The sequence below is a fragment of the bacterium SCSIO 12844 genome (assembly GCA_024397935.1).
GTDB lineage: Bacteria > Pseudomonadota > Gammaproteobacteria > Francisellales > Francisellaceae > M0027.
The window spans coordinates 1721048-1737037 of record CP073743.1 but is presented as its reverse complement, the minus strand read 5'-3'; the positions used below and the strand labels follow the sequence as shown (position 1 = coordinate 1737037).

Below are 15990 nucleotides of genomic sequence, written 5' to 3'. Positions count from 1 at the left end.
AGACGCGATTTATCGCGTCTAACCTGAAATCATAATGATTTTAGGATAAATAGTAAAGATGCGCTTTCACAATTATAGATAAATGATAGTTGCAGATACTATTTGGTAGTAGTTTTAGCTGCTTGTTGTTTGAAGTTCTCAACACCTTTTTCAAACCACTTAGTTAGTTCAGTAGAGGTTTGAATTGCGTTATCTACAGATGCTTTAGTATAAGCAACAGTTTTATCATTGACTTCTTGAGAAGCGTCACGATAAAAACTAGTTAGTTCTTCAAATTTTTTAATATTAGCTAGCTTTTTAGCTTTTTCAGTTGAAGTACTGAAGATTTCATTAGCAGTTTCAATTTGTACTTTAGTAGTCCGTTCAATTGCTGATGTAGCAATTTTTTGTAGTTCAGATACAGGTTCATAAACAGTTTTTGCAAATTCAGCCCATTTTTCACCAAATACACTGAAAGTTTTGAAGTAATCAGTTGTCGTAGTCATAAGGGTTACCTCTTTTAATCCATTAATTTTGCATCGCACAAAAATTGTTGTGACACATGAAGTTTATGAAAAAAGAATAGACATGTCAAGCAGATTTTCTGCGATGCACAAGCTTGATTTTCAAAAAAATATAAAAATAGTTGCAAAGCATTGATAATTGTTTTTGAATATGTTTTTAATGGCTAATAAAAATGAAGATTTCATTGAATGATTGACAAACAAATAGAAGCGTTGCTAGATGAAGAAGTTTCTTTAAAAGATAAAATTAAAATAGTAACTGCATTGGATAAATTTCGATACGATGGGTATGCTTTAGCTCAAATAGCTAATGTATTTTTAACTAAGGCTGTGCAAATTAATATACCAAATATACCTCAAAATACAATGGATGTTGTAGGCACAGGTGGGGATGGTTATTCAACATTAAACTATTCAACATTAACTGCACTAATACTTGCTCAATTAGATGTGCCAGTTATTAAACATGGTAATAGAGCATCAACCAGTCGTTGTGGCAGTTTTGATTTTTTAGAGATGATAGGTATTGATTTTCCTAAAACACCACAAGAGGTTATAGATGTTTTTACTAAAGAACACTGTGCCTTTCTGTTTGCACCTTATTTTCACCCTTTGTTTAAAAGAATTGTGCCCGTTAGGAAGCATTTTGCACAACTGGGTAAAAAAACAATCTTTAATATTCTAGGCCCATTACTTAACCCAGCTAGAGTAAAACGTATGGTTGTTGGTGTTTATGAGGAAGCTTTAATTGAACCAATGGCAATTGCACTGAATGAATTAGGTGTAGAGTATGCATCTGTTGTCTATGGTGCAGGTATGGATGAGTTTAGTACTTGTGGTATTAATCATGTTATACAGATTAAGCAAGGTCGATTGGCTAGACAAAGCATTCATCCTGAGCAATTAGGCTTTAAACGATCTAAACCTGAATTATTAAAAGCAGGGGATGCATATCAGAATGTTAAAGAGTCATTGGCTATTTTAAATGGTGAATTGATGGGACCTAAAAGAGATATGCTTGTTATTAACGCAGCAGCAGCTTATTCTGTTTCAACACAGTTTGAGCTAGATCTAGCCGATGCAATTAAAAAGATAAAAACCTATCTAGAAAATAAGCCTGTTTTATTTCCTCATCCAGTTATGCATTAAATAGTTTGTAGAGACGTGAAATAAATTATTTTAATATAAAATTTGATTATTATTAGTGATATTTATTATTTATTATTTATTATTTATTATTTATTTAGTGTGCTTTACTTTCTTTTAATTCGATATTGATTCGCTCAATAATTTGTTCTTCTTCATACTGTTTGCGCATAAAGGCTTTACGATCTTTGGCTAGATACATATAGAAGCAAGGGACAACAAATAAAGTAAACATTGTACCAATAATCATACCAAACACGATAACAATACTAATGGCATGACGGCTTTCAGCACCTGCGCCTGAAGCAAATAATAATGGTAGAACACCAACAACCATTGCAGCAGTTGTCATTAGTACGGGCCTTAGGCGAATTGCTGCAGCTTGTTCAATAGCTTCGAGCTTAGATTTTCCTTCTTCTTGTAATTGATTGGCAAATTCAACAATTAAGATACCATGTTTTGAAATTAAACCAATTAAAGTTACAAGACCAACCTCTGTATAGATATTAATACTTGTATAGTCAACACCTAAATGGGAGCCTATATACAGTGGTATCATAGCGCCACAAATAGATAGTGGGACTGTAACAAGAATAATAATTGGGTCACGGAAGCTTTCAAATTTAGCTGCTAACATCAAGAAGATAAGAATAATAGCAAACATAAAGGCAAATATCATGGTGTTGCCTTCTTGCATGTATTGACGTGAGCCAGCTGCATAATCATAACTTACATCGTTAGGCAAGATTTGTTGTGCAGTTGATTTAAGGAAGTCAAGTGCTTGGCCTTGTGTGACACCAGGGATTGGTACTGCACTAATGGTTACAGAGTTTAATTGTTGGAATCGATTTAAACTTGATGGTTGAGACGAATCAGTAAATGTAACAACGGCAGATAAAGGTATTAGATCGCCTGATGATGTTTCAATATATAAATTTTTCAGCTGCTGTTTAGTTTGTCGTAAGCTATCAGGTAGTTGAGGAATAATTTGGAAGCTATAACCTAGCATACTAAAGTAATTACTGTAATAGCCAGAATAATAGACAGACAAAGTATTAGCAATATCTTGCATACTGATACCTAGTTGAGATGCTTTATTACGATTGATATGAATATCTAATTGAGGGTTATCAAATCGTAAATCACTATCAACAAACAGGAATAATTTACTTTCTTGTGCCTTTTGGATCAGCTCATTAGCCAATGGGTTAATTTGTTCATGATTTAGAGTAGAAGTTAAAACAAATGATACTGGTGGGCCAAATGGTGTACCAGGTAGTGATGCTTGTTGCCATACATAAGTATTAACACCAGAAACAGATTTGATTTGATTCTGTAGTTGTTTGGCAAGTACCATTTGTGTTTGATTGCGGTCACTCCAAGGCGTTAGTATAATTCCACCTAACATTTGTGAGCTAGTTGGGAAGCCACTAACTAAGAAGTAAGCTTGTTGGTCAGGGAATTTTTCAAATATATTTTCAATTGGCTTATTATAACCCAAGAGATAGTTGATGTTAGCGGCACTTGGAGCCTGTGCCATAATGCCAATAAATGCCTGATCTTCCTGAGGCGCTAGTTCAGATTTTGTGCCAGCAAATAAATAATAAATACTAGCAAAAACAACAATTGCTAATACAATCATTAGGATTCGTACATGCAATACAGTTACAAGTGCTTTGTGGTAGATATTTTTTAATTTATCAAAAGCGCGGTCAACAAACTTAACAACTGGACTTTCTAACACAGATGGTTTGATTAGCATAGAGCACATCATTGGTGATAATGTTAATGCAATAATACCTGAAATGATCACAGCTCCTGCTAAGGTATAAGCAAACTCAGTAAATAAACTACCTGTTAAACCACCAAGCATACCAATTGGCGCATAAACTGCAGCAAGGGTTAGTGTCATAACAATAACTGGCACAGCAATTTCTCTAGCGCCTATAATAGAAGCTTCAAATGGTGTTTTGCCTTCTTCAACATGCCGATAAATATTTTCGAGTACAACAATAGCATCATCAACGAGAAGACCAATAGCTAATACCATCGATAGTAGGGTTAATAGATTAATTGAAAAGCCCATCAAATCCATAAGGAAAAAAGCACCAATCATAGATAATGGGATCGTAATAATTGGAATTGCTAAAGTTCTTGGAGAGCCAAAGAAAGCAAAAAGAACAATGGTTACAATAATAACTGCTTCAATTAATGTTTTGACAACTTCTTCGATAGCTGAGCTAATATAGGTTGTTGAGTTATATACTACATTAAGTTTTAGCCCAGTTGGTAATTGTTTTTCAAGGCTTGGTAGATTTGCCATAACATTATTAATAACACTCAACTGGTTTGCACCAGGTGCAACCAAAATACCAGCAAATACACCTTGAATGCCGTTATAAGTTACCTCTGATGTATAATCTTGAGCGCCAAGTTCTACTTTAGCAATATCTCCTAAGCGTATTGGGTTGCCATTGAAATTTGCAACAATTAACTGCTTAAACTCATCCGAACTGTGCATATCTGTTTTAGCATTAATGGTGATTGTTTGAAATGGTGTTTTAAGTGTACCAGCACTAGCGATAACGCTATTTGTTTGTAAAGCATTATAAACATCAGAAGAAGTGATATTATACTGTGCCATTTTTTTTGAGTTCAGCCAAATTCTCATTGAATAAGGTTTGTCACCCCAGATTTGAACCTGTGAAATGCCGCCAAGTGCTGAAATTTTAGGCGTTAGCACATTATTCAAGTAAGCTGAAATCTCTTCTTTGTTTAAGTTATTACTTGTAAAGCTTAAAATAAGTGATGGGAAAGTATCACCTGTTGTTTTTGTAATTGTCGGAGATTCTGCTGCATCAGGTAACTGATTTAATACAGCATTAACTTTACCAGTAATATCAGTCAGGGCAGCATTAGGATCATAGTTAAGTCTAATATAAATTGTAATCGTACTTAGGCCTGTAACACTTGATGATGTCATATAGTCAATACCATCAGCACTACCAATAGATTGTTCAAGTGGGGTGGTAATAAAACCTTGAATTACATCAGCACTAGCACCTGGGTATGAGGTGGTTACTGTAATGGTTGTATTAGTCATCTGTGGGTACTGCATTACTTGCAGTCTAAAAACGGACCCCAACCCTGCAACAACGATTAATAAACTAATTACCGTTGCCAGTACTGGTCGCCTGATAAATATATCGGTAAATTTCATATAGCTTGCCTCTTTAAGCCTAAATTAAAAGGTAAATTTCTACTAGTATTAAATGTCACTTTAATTAAGCCCACTAGCTTTCTCCGTTTGTTGATAAGTTGCATCATCAAGTTTTACGTCATTATTGATTACAGCCTTAACACCATTTTTAAGTTTTAATTGTCCTGATGTAACCACTATATCACCAGCTTCCACACCGCTTAAAACTTCAGTTTGATTTCCTCGAGTTTCTCCGACTCTTATCGTATGTACATTCGCTGTGTATTGATCTTGTTTCATTTCAACAATTTTAGCTGTACCACTAGCCATGCTTGTATAACTACCTTTTACAGGTTTTCCATCTTTCATGTCAGGTGTTAGGATATAAATAGAGTTACCGTATAAAGTATAAGTAATCGCATTTTGTGGAATAACAACAACATTTTCGTCAACACCTAACATGACATGAACATCTGTAAACATACCAGGTAATAACTGTGCTTTAGTATCACTATTTTTAACAGTAGCTTGGACTTGAAGACCTAGCGTGTCATCAGATAAGCGAGAATCAATGGCAGTGATTGTGCCTTTAAATGTTTTACCAGGGAAGCTGGATGTTGTTAATTCAACAGTTTGGCCAAGTTTTATTTTATCAACATCAGCTTCTGTAATATTAAAATTAACATAGATTGGATCAATTTGGTTTAAACTTGCTGCATTACTGCCGGCTTGGAAGTATTCACCTAAATTAATTTGGCGGATACCAATTTTACCACTAAATGGCGCATGTACTTGAAGATAGTTAATTTGAGCTTGTGTTGATTCAACGCTACCAATTGACCCTTGATAGCTAGCATAGTCTGTATCTAATGTTTGTTTAGAAACAGCATTTTGTTCATAAAGTTCTTTATTTCTATCATAAGTAATTTTATCGATTTCTAAAGTTGCTTTATTTTGTTTTAGCTGTCCCTCAAGTTCACTTGTATCCATTTTAAACAGAAGGTCGCCTTTTTTAACCATTTGTCCGGATTTAAAGTTAATTTCAGTAATTTTTCCAGAAGATTGAGAGGTGACATTAACGCCATTAATAGCTGCAACAGTACCAACTGATTCAATATATTTCTGCCAGTCTTGTGCTTTAGCTTTTGTAGCAGAGATTTCAGTTGGAGGGAACACAAAACTAGCTAATGTCTCACTCTTTTTGGCATTAATAAAGCTACCAAAGCCAAAAATGCCACCAAATAAAATGACTAGAAATATTACTAGACAAATAGCAAAGATAATAAATTTCTTTCGGCTAATTCCCGATTTTTGCTCATGTTCTGTCATTTTAGTATCCTTCTTCTTTTATTAACTTAACTTTTTAAACTTGATAATATGATGCATTGCGCTAAGAAAGTAAAGTATCATTAATATTAAAAAAACAATCATACTCCAAAACGCCATACTTAACCCTAAAAATTGCCAAGTAAATGCACCGCAATCTCCTGAGCCATTAAACATTAATAGTAAAAAATCTTTAAATGGCAAGTTATAAAATAAATAACCAATGCCAACGCCGCAACCATGAGTATCAGCTGATGGATAATACTCTAAATAAACTTGGCGAATTGCAATATATAGTCCAAAAGCTGTTGATAGCATTAGCAAAATCAAATAGGTAAGATTTGCTTTTTTAGTTATCGGGGCATGTATTAATGCGATCAGTGAAAAAATAGCAATTAATAAATAGGCAATGCGTTGCATGATGCAAAGCGGGCAAGGGCTTAAATGGTCTGTGATTTGAAAATACACAGCAAATACAACAGCAAATATTGCGATAATAAAGCTTATAAAATAGAATAGCCGCATTTTGCCTTTTTTAGTCACGCTTTTCAAATTCCTAAAATTTACATTATAGATGGTTTAATATGCATACGATAGTATAGAACAAAAAAGCTAAATTACTATTGTTTTTAGGCAGAAAACAATAATTTGCTTATCAAAAGGTTTGATAATTTCAAAATCGTTTATTCAATAACCTATTTGTTAAAATAATGTGACTTTTTATTCAATCTTAAAAGCGTTAAACTTATAAAGTAGTATACTGATAGAGATAGATTAGTTATGTATTTATTAAAGAGAGTAATTTTTATATTCGCTGTATGTTTAAATGTTACTTATGCAGATAATGTCTCAGATGCAATTGCAATTAGTGCAGGGCAGACTGCTGTTGCAGTGACTTCTGGTGTTGTAATGAAAAATATGGGAGTTGAGCCACAATATATTTCAACGCCAACCGGTATTGTTGCGGTTCCTGCAAATGGTAATACAAATCAAGATAGTACTACTTCTCAAGCAGATCAGTACCAACAACAAAATGACCAAGCCGGTAAGCAAGCTTTTTTTGATGGAAACTTAAATTAAGTTATTCTTACCCATCACAACTTTGAATAGCTTTAACTGTTTGGTCTAATAAAGTTTTGGCTTGCTGAAATATACTTTGTGGTTCTTTAAATCCTTTCTTTCGTTCAGTCTGAATCCAATTTTTAAATGCGGCCTCTTCAGTTTTACATTCATTATTATTTTTAGATACTGAAACGCGGTCATTGTCATTTGTATTTGACATTTTGCACTTCCCTTTAAGATTAAGTTAATATTTAATTCAACAAGCAATGCGTCTTATTTTTAGGTTGTAATGGTTTGTTGATTTTGTAAAGTATTATTTTAAACTTTTAATACACTTAACATATTTTGATAAGACATAATGATTTTTGCTTATGCTTTTAATTTGTTATTTCAGCCAGTCATCGTTATAATCCAAGGCAACAATTTGGTTATGAATAAATCATTACATTTAAATTGATTAAATAAGGGACAAAGCATTATGAATAAAGCATTTTATGAGTATTTAAATGATGGAATTGAGGCAATTAAAGAAGCTGGAACCTATAAAGCTGAACGTATTATTGCAACACCTCAATCAACAGAAATAGGCCTAACAGATGGGGCTGAGGTTATTAATTTTTGCGCAAATAATTACTTAGGTTTAGCAGATAATTTAGAGCTAGTACAAGCTGCAAAAAATGCATTAGACCAGTATGGTTATGGCGTATCTTCAGTACGTTTTATTTGTGGGACACAGAAAGTACATAGAGACTTGGAAAATGCAGTTACACGTTATTTAAAAATGGATGATACGATTGTATTTCCTTCTTGTTTTGATGCAAATGGCGGTGTGTTTGAAGCGCTTTTAACAGCAGAAGATGCAATTATTAGTGATCAACTAAATCATGCAAGTATTATTGATGGTGTGCGTTTATGTAAAGCAAAACGTTTTCGTTATAAAAATAATGATATGACAGATTTAGAGTCACAGTTACAAGCAGCAGATGAAGCAGGTAGTCGCTTTAAACTAATTGTAACCGATGGGGTATTTTCAATGGATGGCATTATTGCAAATTTAAAAGGTGTATGTGATTTAGCAGATAAATACAATGCTTTAGTAATGGTTGATGACTCTCATGCATCAGGTTTTATTGGTGATAAAGGACGTGGTACACCTGCTTATTGTGGTGTTGAAGGTCGTATTGATATTATTACAAGCACATTAGGTAAAGCATTAGGAGGCGCTTCAGGTGGGTTTGTTTCGGCAAAAGGGTTAGTTGCTGAGATGTTAAAGCAAAAGGCTCGTCCTTATTTATTTTCAAATGCATTAGCGCCAGCGATTGCAGCAACTTCAATTAAAGCACTAGAGTTAGCTGAAAATGCTGATGCTCGAAGAGCAAATTTAGAAAGAAATCAAAAACTATTTAGAGAAGGTATGGAAAAGGCTGGTTTTGACTTAATTCCTGGTCAGCATCCAATTATTCCTGTCATGATTTATGATGAGAAAAAAGCGAGTGTTTTTGCAGATAAGTTACTTGAGCATGGCATTTATGTAATTGCATTTTCTTATCCTGTTGTGCCTAAAGGCCTTGCGCGAATTAGAACCCAAATGTCAGCTAGTCATACGCCAGAGCAGATAGAAAGAACGATTAAAGCATTTACTATTGTTGCACGAGAAATGGGAATTATAAAACATGAAAGCGCTATCTAAATTAAAAGCTGAACCTGGCATATGGATGACTGATATTGCTGAGCCTGAAGTCGGTCATAATGATGTTTTAATTAAAATTAAAAAAACAGCGATCTGTGGCACAGATTTACATATTTATTTATGGGATGAATGGGCACAAAAAACAATTCCAGTCCCGATGGCAGTTGGTCATGAATTTGTTGGTGAAGTTGTTCAGACAGGTATTGAAGTGACAGGCTATCAAGTAGGAGATCGTGTTTCAGGTGAGGGACATATTGTTTGTGGCTATTGTCGAAATTGTCGAGCAGGTAAGCGACATTTATGTCCTAATACGGTTGGCGTGGGTGTTAATCGCCAAGGTGCTTTTGCTGAATATTTAGTGATTCCAGAAGACAATGTTTTTAAAGTTCCAGAATTTGTTGAAGATCGTGTTGCAAGTATGTTTGATCCATTTGGTAATGCTGTGCATACTGCGTTATCATTTGATCTTATTGGTGAAGATGTTTTAATTACTGGTGCAGGCCCGATTGGCATCATGGCAGCAGCGGTTTGTCGCCATGTAGGAGCAAGGCGTATTGTTGTTACAGATATTAATGATTATCGTTTAGAAATGGCAAAGCAAATGGGTGCGGATGTTACATTAAATGTGAAAAATCTACCTAAAGCGTCTGATCAAGCAGATAAACTACAGCAGATAATGAAAAAAATTAATATGACTGAAGGGTTTGATGTTGGTCTTGAAGTCTCAGGCCATCATGAGGCAATTAATGCGATGATTAGCTCGATGAGTAATGGAGGAAGAATTGCTATATTAGGTATTGCCGGTAACTCAGAAGTTGAGATTAACTGGAATAAAATTGTCTGGCAAGGCCTTAAGCTGAAAGGTATTTATGGCCGTGAGATGTTTGAAACTTGGTATAAAATGATTAGCATGTTAGATGGTGGGTTAGATGTCTCTAATGTTATTACGCATGAATTACCTGTAGCAGACTACAAGGAAGGTTTTGAAATTATGAAATCTGGTCAATGTGGTAAAGTGATTCTTGATTGGTCATAAACTAGATTTAAAATATAAATAAAAGGATGATAAGTTCTATGTTTTGTCTTGGTACGGCAAAAACTCAGTCGCAATTAAAAATAATGTTACTTGGTTCAGGTGAACTAGGTAAAGAATTTACAATTGCTGCACAGCGTTTAGGTATTTACGTGATTGCTATTGATCGTTATGACAATGCGCCTGCAATGCATCTTGCACATCAGTCAGTTGTAATAGATATGCAAGATAAAAATCAACTAAAAGTACTTGTTAAAGAGATAAAACCTGATTACTTAGTGCCTGAGATTGAGGCAATTGCAACAGATGCATTAATTGAATTAGAAGAAGAGGGCTTTAAAGTAGTACCTTGTGCTAAAGCAGTTCAATTAACGATGGATAGAGAGGGTATTAGAAAGCTTGCATCAGATAAATTGCATCTTAAAACTTCAGAGTTTAAATTTGCTGATACTTATGAACGCTATTTAGATGCAGTTAAAATAATTGATCTTCCTTGTGTCATTAAACCGTTAATGAGCTCATCAGGCAAGGGCCAATCAATACTAAAAAGTAAAGAAGATATTGACTCAGCATGGCAGTATGCGCAAGAAGGTGCAAGAGGCCATTCAAAACGAGTTATTGTTGAAACATTTATACCGTTTGATAGTGAGATTACATTATTAACAGTTCGACATCCTAAAGAAGGTACTTTATTTTGTGATCCAATTGGACATATACAAATTAAAGGGGATTATCGACTTTCATGGCAACCACATCTATTGACAGATAAAGTAATTAAAAAAGCACAACTAATTGCAAAGCAAATTACAGATGCATTAGGTGGTTACGGTTTATTTGGTGTGGAATTATTTATTAAAGGTGATGAAGTTTATTTTAACGAGGTTTCACCTAGACCTCATGATACGGGAATGGTTACTTTATGTTCTCAAAATATGAATGAATTTGAGTTACACTTAAGAGCCATTTTAGGATTACCAATCGGTGAAATTAAAACAATACGGCCTGGTGCATCGGCTGCTATTTTATTAAATGGTCAATCGAATCAACCACAATTTAGTGGTATTGAAGATGCGTTACTGATTCAAGAAAGTGATATTCGTTTATTTGCAAAGCCTAATATTAATGGACTAAGAAGAATGGGCGTTGCATTAGCGTTAGCTGATACAGTCGATCAAGCAAAAGAAAGAGCTGAAAAAATAGCGAATTCAATTTCATTAGTTAATTAATAATTCTATCAATATCAAACTATTAATCATATCTAATTGAATAAATCTTTGCTAAGTTTAGTTATTTTACATTTTATTTATTTCAAAATAATTTAAAATATTGTATTATTATTAAAATAATTATAATAATGTATTGGGTTGTGAAATGAGTCTAAATCAATTAGCTAAATTAATGAATGCTAAAAATGATGATAATTGCAGTGCAGTAGGGCAATTAATGAAGCAGATTATTAATTCAGATTATAGCTTGAATGAGAGAAAAAATTTACTATTGGCAAAAAATCATACATTAATGCCTGGATTAATGTCAGCTTTATTAGATAGTAAATGTGAGATTGTCAATGCTTATGTAACGGCAATCCTTGAATCAGATTTACTATTAGAAGATGTTAAAGAGTTATTATTAATTAATGATAAATTTCAGCAAACGGCACATCATTTGTTATATCAGTCATTGATCAATGATTATTATCAACTCGTTTATTTCTATGTAAATGAGATATTAGATTCAGATTGTGATGATAAAACTAAAAAAATACAATTGGCATTAAATCAACCATTTGGCACACCAGGGCTTTATATCGCTATGACAAATGGATCCTACCAGGCAGTTAAAACTTATATTGAACTAATTAAATATTCAGAACTATCTGAAAAAGATAAAGTTGAATTAATCTTGGCAAAAAATTTCGATGGTATGAATGCAATATCCGCTGCAATAAGGAATAATCAGCATCAAGTTGTGGCACTATACTTTGATCAAATTAAAGATTTTTATATACCTGAATTAGATATAATAAGTAAATTATATTATATTTATGACCAAATGGGTAAAAGTATAGTTTCTAGTGAAATAAATACAGAGCTTCACTTAGATGGAGTACTAGCTAAATTTCAAGGTAACGATTATATCGTATCTACAAAAGTTAAATTATTATTAGAAAGACTTTCTGATGAACGTGGTTACTTTGATCTTCAGGACTCAAGTAGTGATTTGATATTACTATATCATGAAATAAACAAAAATTTGAATATGGAGCAGATTGTTGAGCTATATAGTCAAGTAAATTAGTGTTATTTGACTAAGATTTAAAATGGGGTTGCATCATGCGTATTTTACAAGCTTTAGAATTATATAATATTCCATATAATAAACAGGGTGCTTGTGCAGGTATTGCTTCAACAGCTGCTTATTATAATACAAATGGTAAAATTAAAGAGTTTTTAAATATCTTAGATTTATTGCACCATGATATTCGTATTAATGATGAAAATATATTTGTAAGTTTTGATCAGCTTGCAAGTGATATGGGGTATGATATACAAAATTTCAATCAATTATATCATAAAGCTAATGATGATCCAGATAATCCAGAGTATGCTGAATTTCTTGAATTAGTTGAACAGCTTGAAAATAAATATTTGATTAATGCTTTAAATGAGATTGAAAGCAAGCGCTTTCAACAAGACGGGTTAAGTGAAACAGAACAACTACTTCTCTCTGTTAAACCATTTTTAGAGAGTATAGCTATCTTTCAAGATGAGCAAAATATTAGTAAAGCAAATCAATTAATAAATAAAAGCAACGTTAATTGCAGTTTAGATCAAGAGGTTCATCTTCAAGCTAAGGGAGTTAAGATATTTAATCGACAATCGATGCTTGAGTACCTTGAAGGATTATTAACGAAGCCGGGTAACTCTGTACATATTTCTAATATAGGACATAGAATTAATTTAAGCTTTGATGGAGAAAAATATTATTTAGTAGATCATGACGAAGTAATAATAAAAGACAATATTAGAGATTTATTAGGTTATATTGGTTTGGCAATGACACCAAATGATGAAAAAGAAATCATTGTAAATGTTGAGTTGATGGCCAGTACCAAGCCAGTTAATGGCATTGAAAAGTCTTTTGAAGACCCATTAATTGAAAATATATCTAATGCTGCAGGTGACAGTAGTTTATTAAAACTAGCTTTAGAACATGGTTATGATGAAGCCGTATCAGCTTATCTTGAAACGATTAGAACTACAAACATGCCATTAGATGAAAAATTTAAACTTTGTTATGCAGAAATCTTAGGTAAATTTGCGGGTGTAGCAACTGCAATGATTAGAGGAGAAACTCAAACGGTTAAAGCATATTTTGAAAAAATAAATCAATTTGATTTTACAAGTGAACAATTTGAACCAATCTATCGTGGGAAGGTTAGTAATAGTAACTATTGTGTTTTAGATACTATGATCTATTTAAATCAATATGAAATGGTAGATATTTATATTGAGTCACTTTTAAATAGCAAGTTAGACTTTCAGAGCCAATTAAAATTATTATCACCATATGAGTCAATTGAAATGGGTTTAAGTATTGGTAATTATAAAGCGGTAGATGTATTTATAAATGCAACAAGAAATATAGAGTTAGGTGAACAAACAGAAAGCTTAAAGTCGTTATATAGCATTTATAAAGATATTAAATCAAAATTAGATTCAGGTGTAATTGATTCTAATGGCGTAAATAGACTATGGAGTGAACTTTCAGATAGTAATGGTGCTTTTATGCTGCCAAATGATTCAGTCGCTACTTTAGCTAATATAAAGCATATTATTAATGAAGAAGCTAACCCACAAGGTTTCAAATCAGTGACTAACTTATTTTTTAGAAGTGATGTAACGGAAAAATTCTATCAACATATTCAACATACTATTTAATAATATGCTTCACTAATTTAGAAATAGCTAAATTTGTTAAATAATTATATGATCAATAGAATAGTACTTTATACTTAAGGTAATCATTATATTTTAAAATAAGGACCAAGTATATGTGTCGTTTTGTTGCTTATTTATCAGATGAACCAATTTGTTTAAAAACAATTTTAGAAGATCCTGAAAATTCATTAATTATGCAGAGTTTTCATGCACAGAAAGGTCTTCATCGTGTTAATGCAGATGGCTTTGGAATCGCTTGGTATAATCATGATATTGATGATAAGCCAGGTATTTTTAAATCAATTAGACCAGCCTGGAATGATATGAATTTGCGCAATATTGCCGCAAAAGTAAAATCAGACTGTGTTTTAGGGCATATTCGTTATTCTACAGAAGGTAATGTGAGTATTGGTAATTGCCATCCATTTGCCTATGAACAGTATTCTATGGTGCATAATGGCTCAATTCATGATTTTAAGTCGGTAAAAAGACATATTATAGATGAATTAGATGATGATATTTTTACCCATATTGCAGGGCATACAGACAGTGAGTTTTTCTTTGCAATGATTTTGCAAAGGATGATAAAAAAAGGTTTATCTATGAAAGAGGCGATTATAGATGCATTAGATAGAATTACACAACTGCAAAAACAATATAATCATGTTGATAAAAAGTTAGAAATTAATATTGCTTTAACAGATGGTAATATACTGTATGCAACAAAGTATGCTTTTGAGACAGAGCATTGTTCATTATTTTATTCAGAACTTGAAAAAAATAATAATAAAAGTGTTATTGTTGCTTCAGAGCCATTGAGTAATTATAACGCGCATAAATGGAAGAAAGTTGATGAAAATTGTATCGTTATTGTTGATAATAATAAACAGGTGACGATTGAACCTTTATAAATATCATAATTTTAATAATACTATTTTACTTAAGAGGTAATCTATGCAAAAGATGCGAAAAATTATTCATATTGATATGGATTGTTTTTATGCAGCTGTTGAAACGAGAGACAATCCAAAGTTAATTTCTAAACCAGTTGCTGTTGGAGGTAGTGCAGAAAAACGTGGTGTTTTGGCAACTTGTAATTATGAGGCTAGAGAGTATGGGTTGCATTCAGCTATGCCAACAGCACAAGCTTTAAAACTTTGTCCGCATTTAACTTTAATATCAGGAAATATGGCTAAATATCGTCAAGTTTCTGACAATATACGTCGTATTTTTAAAACTTATACAAATTTAGTTGAGCCATTGTCATTAGATGAAGCTTATCTTGATGTAACAGACTGTCCTTTATATAAAGGTAGCGCAACTTGGATTGCTGAGAGTATTCGAGAAAAAATAGCAGACTCTGAAGGTTTAACAGCTTCAGCAGGTGTTGCCCCCAGTAAATTTTTAGCTAAAGTTGCTAGTGACTGGAATAAACCAAATGGTATTTTTGTTATCTCGCCAGAGCAAATTGATGCTTTTATCTATCATTTGCCAGTAAAAAAAATTCATGGTGTTGGCAAGTCGGCATTAGAAAAACTATCACGATTAGGTGTTAAAACATGCGGAGATTTACAGCGCTATGATTTAACAATTTTAAATGAAATATTTGGCTCTTTTGGTCAAATATTATACCAACAAGCTAGAGGTATTGATAATCGAGAAGTTAAACCTAATCGTAAACGTAAATCAGTTAGTGTAGAGCATACATTATTTAGAAATACAGCATCACTTGATGGGGCATTAGAGTATATGAAGCCATTAATGGCAAAGCTTCATATGCGCTTAGAAAAAATCAACCAACCCATATATAAACAGTTTATTAAGTTAAAGTTTTCAGATTTTACCCAAACAACCAATGAGTGTATTTCTTCTTTTTCAGATGAGACTAAGTTTATTGAATTATTAACTTATGCAATGAATCATCATCAAAAAGCGGTACGCTTAGTTGGTATTGGTGTTAGGTTTGGAGAAATGGAAGATGTTAAACAGACTTCATTGTCATTTGATGATATGAAAAATGCGCAAGTTTTGTTATGATAAGGGCCGTTTAAAAATAAATTGTAATACTAAAAAAATGAAAAAGGGTTTTT

At 32.8% G+C, this 15990-nt stretch carries 14 protein-coding genes; 9 read left to right on the top strand and 5 right to left on the bottom strand.

Annotated elements, in window-relative coordinates:
* Window positions 1–98 precede the first annotated feature (98 nt).
* Window positions 99–485 carry a phasin family protein gene (locus KFE69_08165; GenBank protein UTW41487.1) on the bottom strand — a complete coding sequence of 129 codons (387 nt, stop codon included), beginning with the start codon at window positions 483–485 and terminating at the stop codon, window positions 99–101.
* 207 nt (window positions 486–692) lie between these two features.
* On the opposite strand from KFE69_08165, the gene trpD reads away from it, so the two are divergent.
* On the top strand, window positions 693–1652 hold the full coding sequence (gene trpD, locus KFE69_08160) for an anthranilate phosphoribosyltransferase (protein UTW41486.1): 960 nt from the start codon (window positions 693–695) through the stop codon (window positions 1650–1652).
* Between the two features lie 94 nt (window positions 1653–1746).
* On the opposite strand, the gene KFE69_08155 is transcribed toward trpD, so the two are convergent.
* The 3 genes from KFE69_08155 to KFE69_08145 are packed head-to-tail and all read right to left on the bottom strand — an operon-like array spanning window position 1747 to window position 6717.
* Window positions 1747–4869, bottom strand: a complete 3123-nt coding sequence (locus KFE69_08155; protein UTW41485.1) for an efflux RND transporter permease subunit — start codon at window positions 4867–4869, stop codon at window positions 1747–1749.
* 60 nt (window positions 4870–4929) lie between these two features.
* On the bottom strand, window positions 4930–6177 hold the full coding sequence (locus KFE69_08150; protein UTW41484.1) for an efflux RND transporter periplasmic adaptor subunit: 1248 nt from the start codon (window positions 6175–6177) through the stop codon (window positions 4930–4932).
* 21 nt (window positions 6178–6198) lie between these two features.
* The gene (locus tag KFE69_08145) at window positions 6199–6717 is read right to left on the bottom strand and encodes a disulfide bond formation protein B (GenBank protein UTW41483.1); all 519 of its coding nucleotides are present in this window, start codon (window positions 6715–6717) and stop codon (window positions 6199–6201) included.
* 237 nt (window positions 6718–6954) lie between these two features.
* Here KFE69_08145 and KFE69_08140 point away from each other — a divergent pair, with 237 nt between their 5' ends.
* Entirely contained in the window at window positions 6955–7254 is a 300-nt protein-coding gene (locus KFE69_08140) for a hypothetical protein (GenBank protein ID UTW41482.1), read from the top strand.
* A gap of 7 nt (window positions 7255–7261) precedes the next feature.
* Here KFE69_08140 and KFE69_08135 read toward each other — a convergent pair whose 3' ends face one another.
* Complete coding sequence (locus tag KFE69_08135) at window positions 7262–7456, bottom strand: hypothetical protein (GenBank protein ID UTW41481.1); 195 nt, start codon at window positions 7454–7456, stop codon at window positions 7262–7264.
* Between the two features lie 258 nt (window positions 7457–7714).
* On the opposite strand from KFE69_08135, the gene KFE69_08130 reads away from it, so the two are divergent.
* The 7 genes from KFE69_08130 (at window position 7715) to dinB (ending at window position 15937) form a co-directional block, all read left to right on the top strand.
* Window positions 7715–8926: a glycine C-acetyltransferase gene (locus KFE69_08130; GenBank protein ID UTW41480.1), complete on the top strand. Its 1212-nt coding sequence runs from the start codon at window positions 7715–7717 to the stop codon at window positions 8924–8926.
* Window positions 8910–9962, top strand: coding sequence for an L-threonine 3-dehydrogenase (gene tdh / locus KFE69_08125; GenBank protein ID UTW41479.1), 1053 nt, complete (start codon window positions 8910–8912; stop codon window positions 9960–9962). Before KFE69_08130 ends, tdh begins: the two co-directional genes overlap by 17 nt.
* A gap of 38 nt (window positions 9963–10000) precedes the next feature.
* Window positions 10001–11185 carry a formate-dependent phosphoribosylglycinamide formyltransferase gene (gene purT / locus KFE69_08120; GenBank protein ID UTW41478.1) on the top strand — a complete coding sequence of 395 codons (1185 nt, stop codon included), beginning with the start codon at window positions 10001–10003 and terminating at the stop codon, window positions 11183–11185.
* Window positions 11186–11330: 145 nt separating this feature from the next.
* Window positions 11331–12257: a hypothetical protein gene (locus tag KFE69_08115; GenBank protein UTW41477.1), complete on the top strand. Its 927-nt coding sequence runs from the start codon at window positions 11331–11333 to the stop codon at window positions 12255–12257.
* A 35-nt stretch (window positions 12258–12292) separates the two neighbouring features.
* Complete coding sequence (locus tag KFE69_08110; GenBank protein UTW41476.1) at window positions 12293–13900, top strand: hypothetical protein; 1608 nt, start codon at window positions 12293–12295, stop codon at window positions 13898–13900.
* A gap of 113 nt (window positions 13901–14013) precedes the next feature.
* Window positions 14014–14811: a class II glutamine amidotransferase gene (locus KFE69_08105; protein UTW41475.1), complete on the top strand. Its 798-nt coding sequence runs from the start codon at window positions 14014–14016 to the stop codon at window positions 14809–14811.
* 43 nt (window positions 14812–14854) lie between these two features.
* Window positions 14855–15937 carry a DNA polymerase IV gene (dinB, locus tag KFE69_08100; protein UTW41474.1) on the top strand — a complete coding sequence of 361 codons (1083 nt, stop codon included), beginning with the start codon at window positions 14855–14857 and terminating at the stop codon, window positions 15935–15937.
* Window positions 15938–15990: the final 53 nt, after the last annotated feature.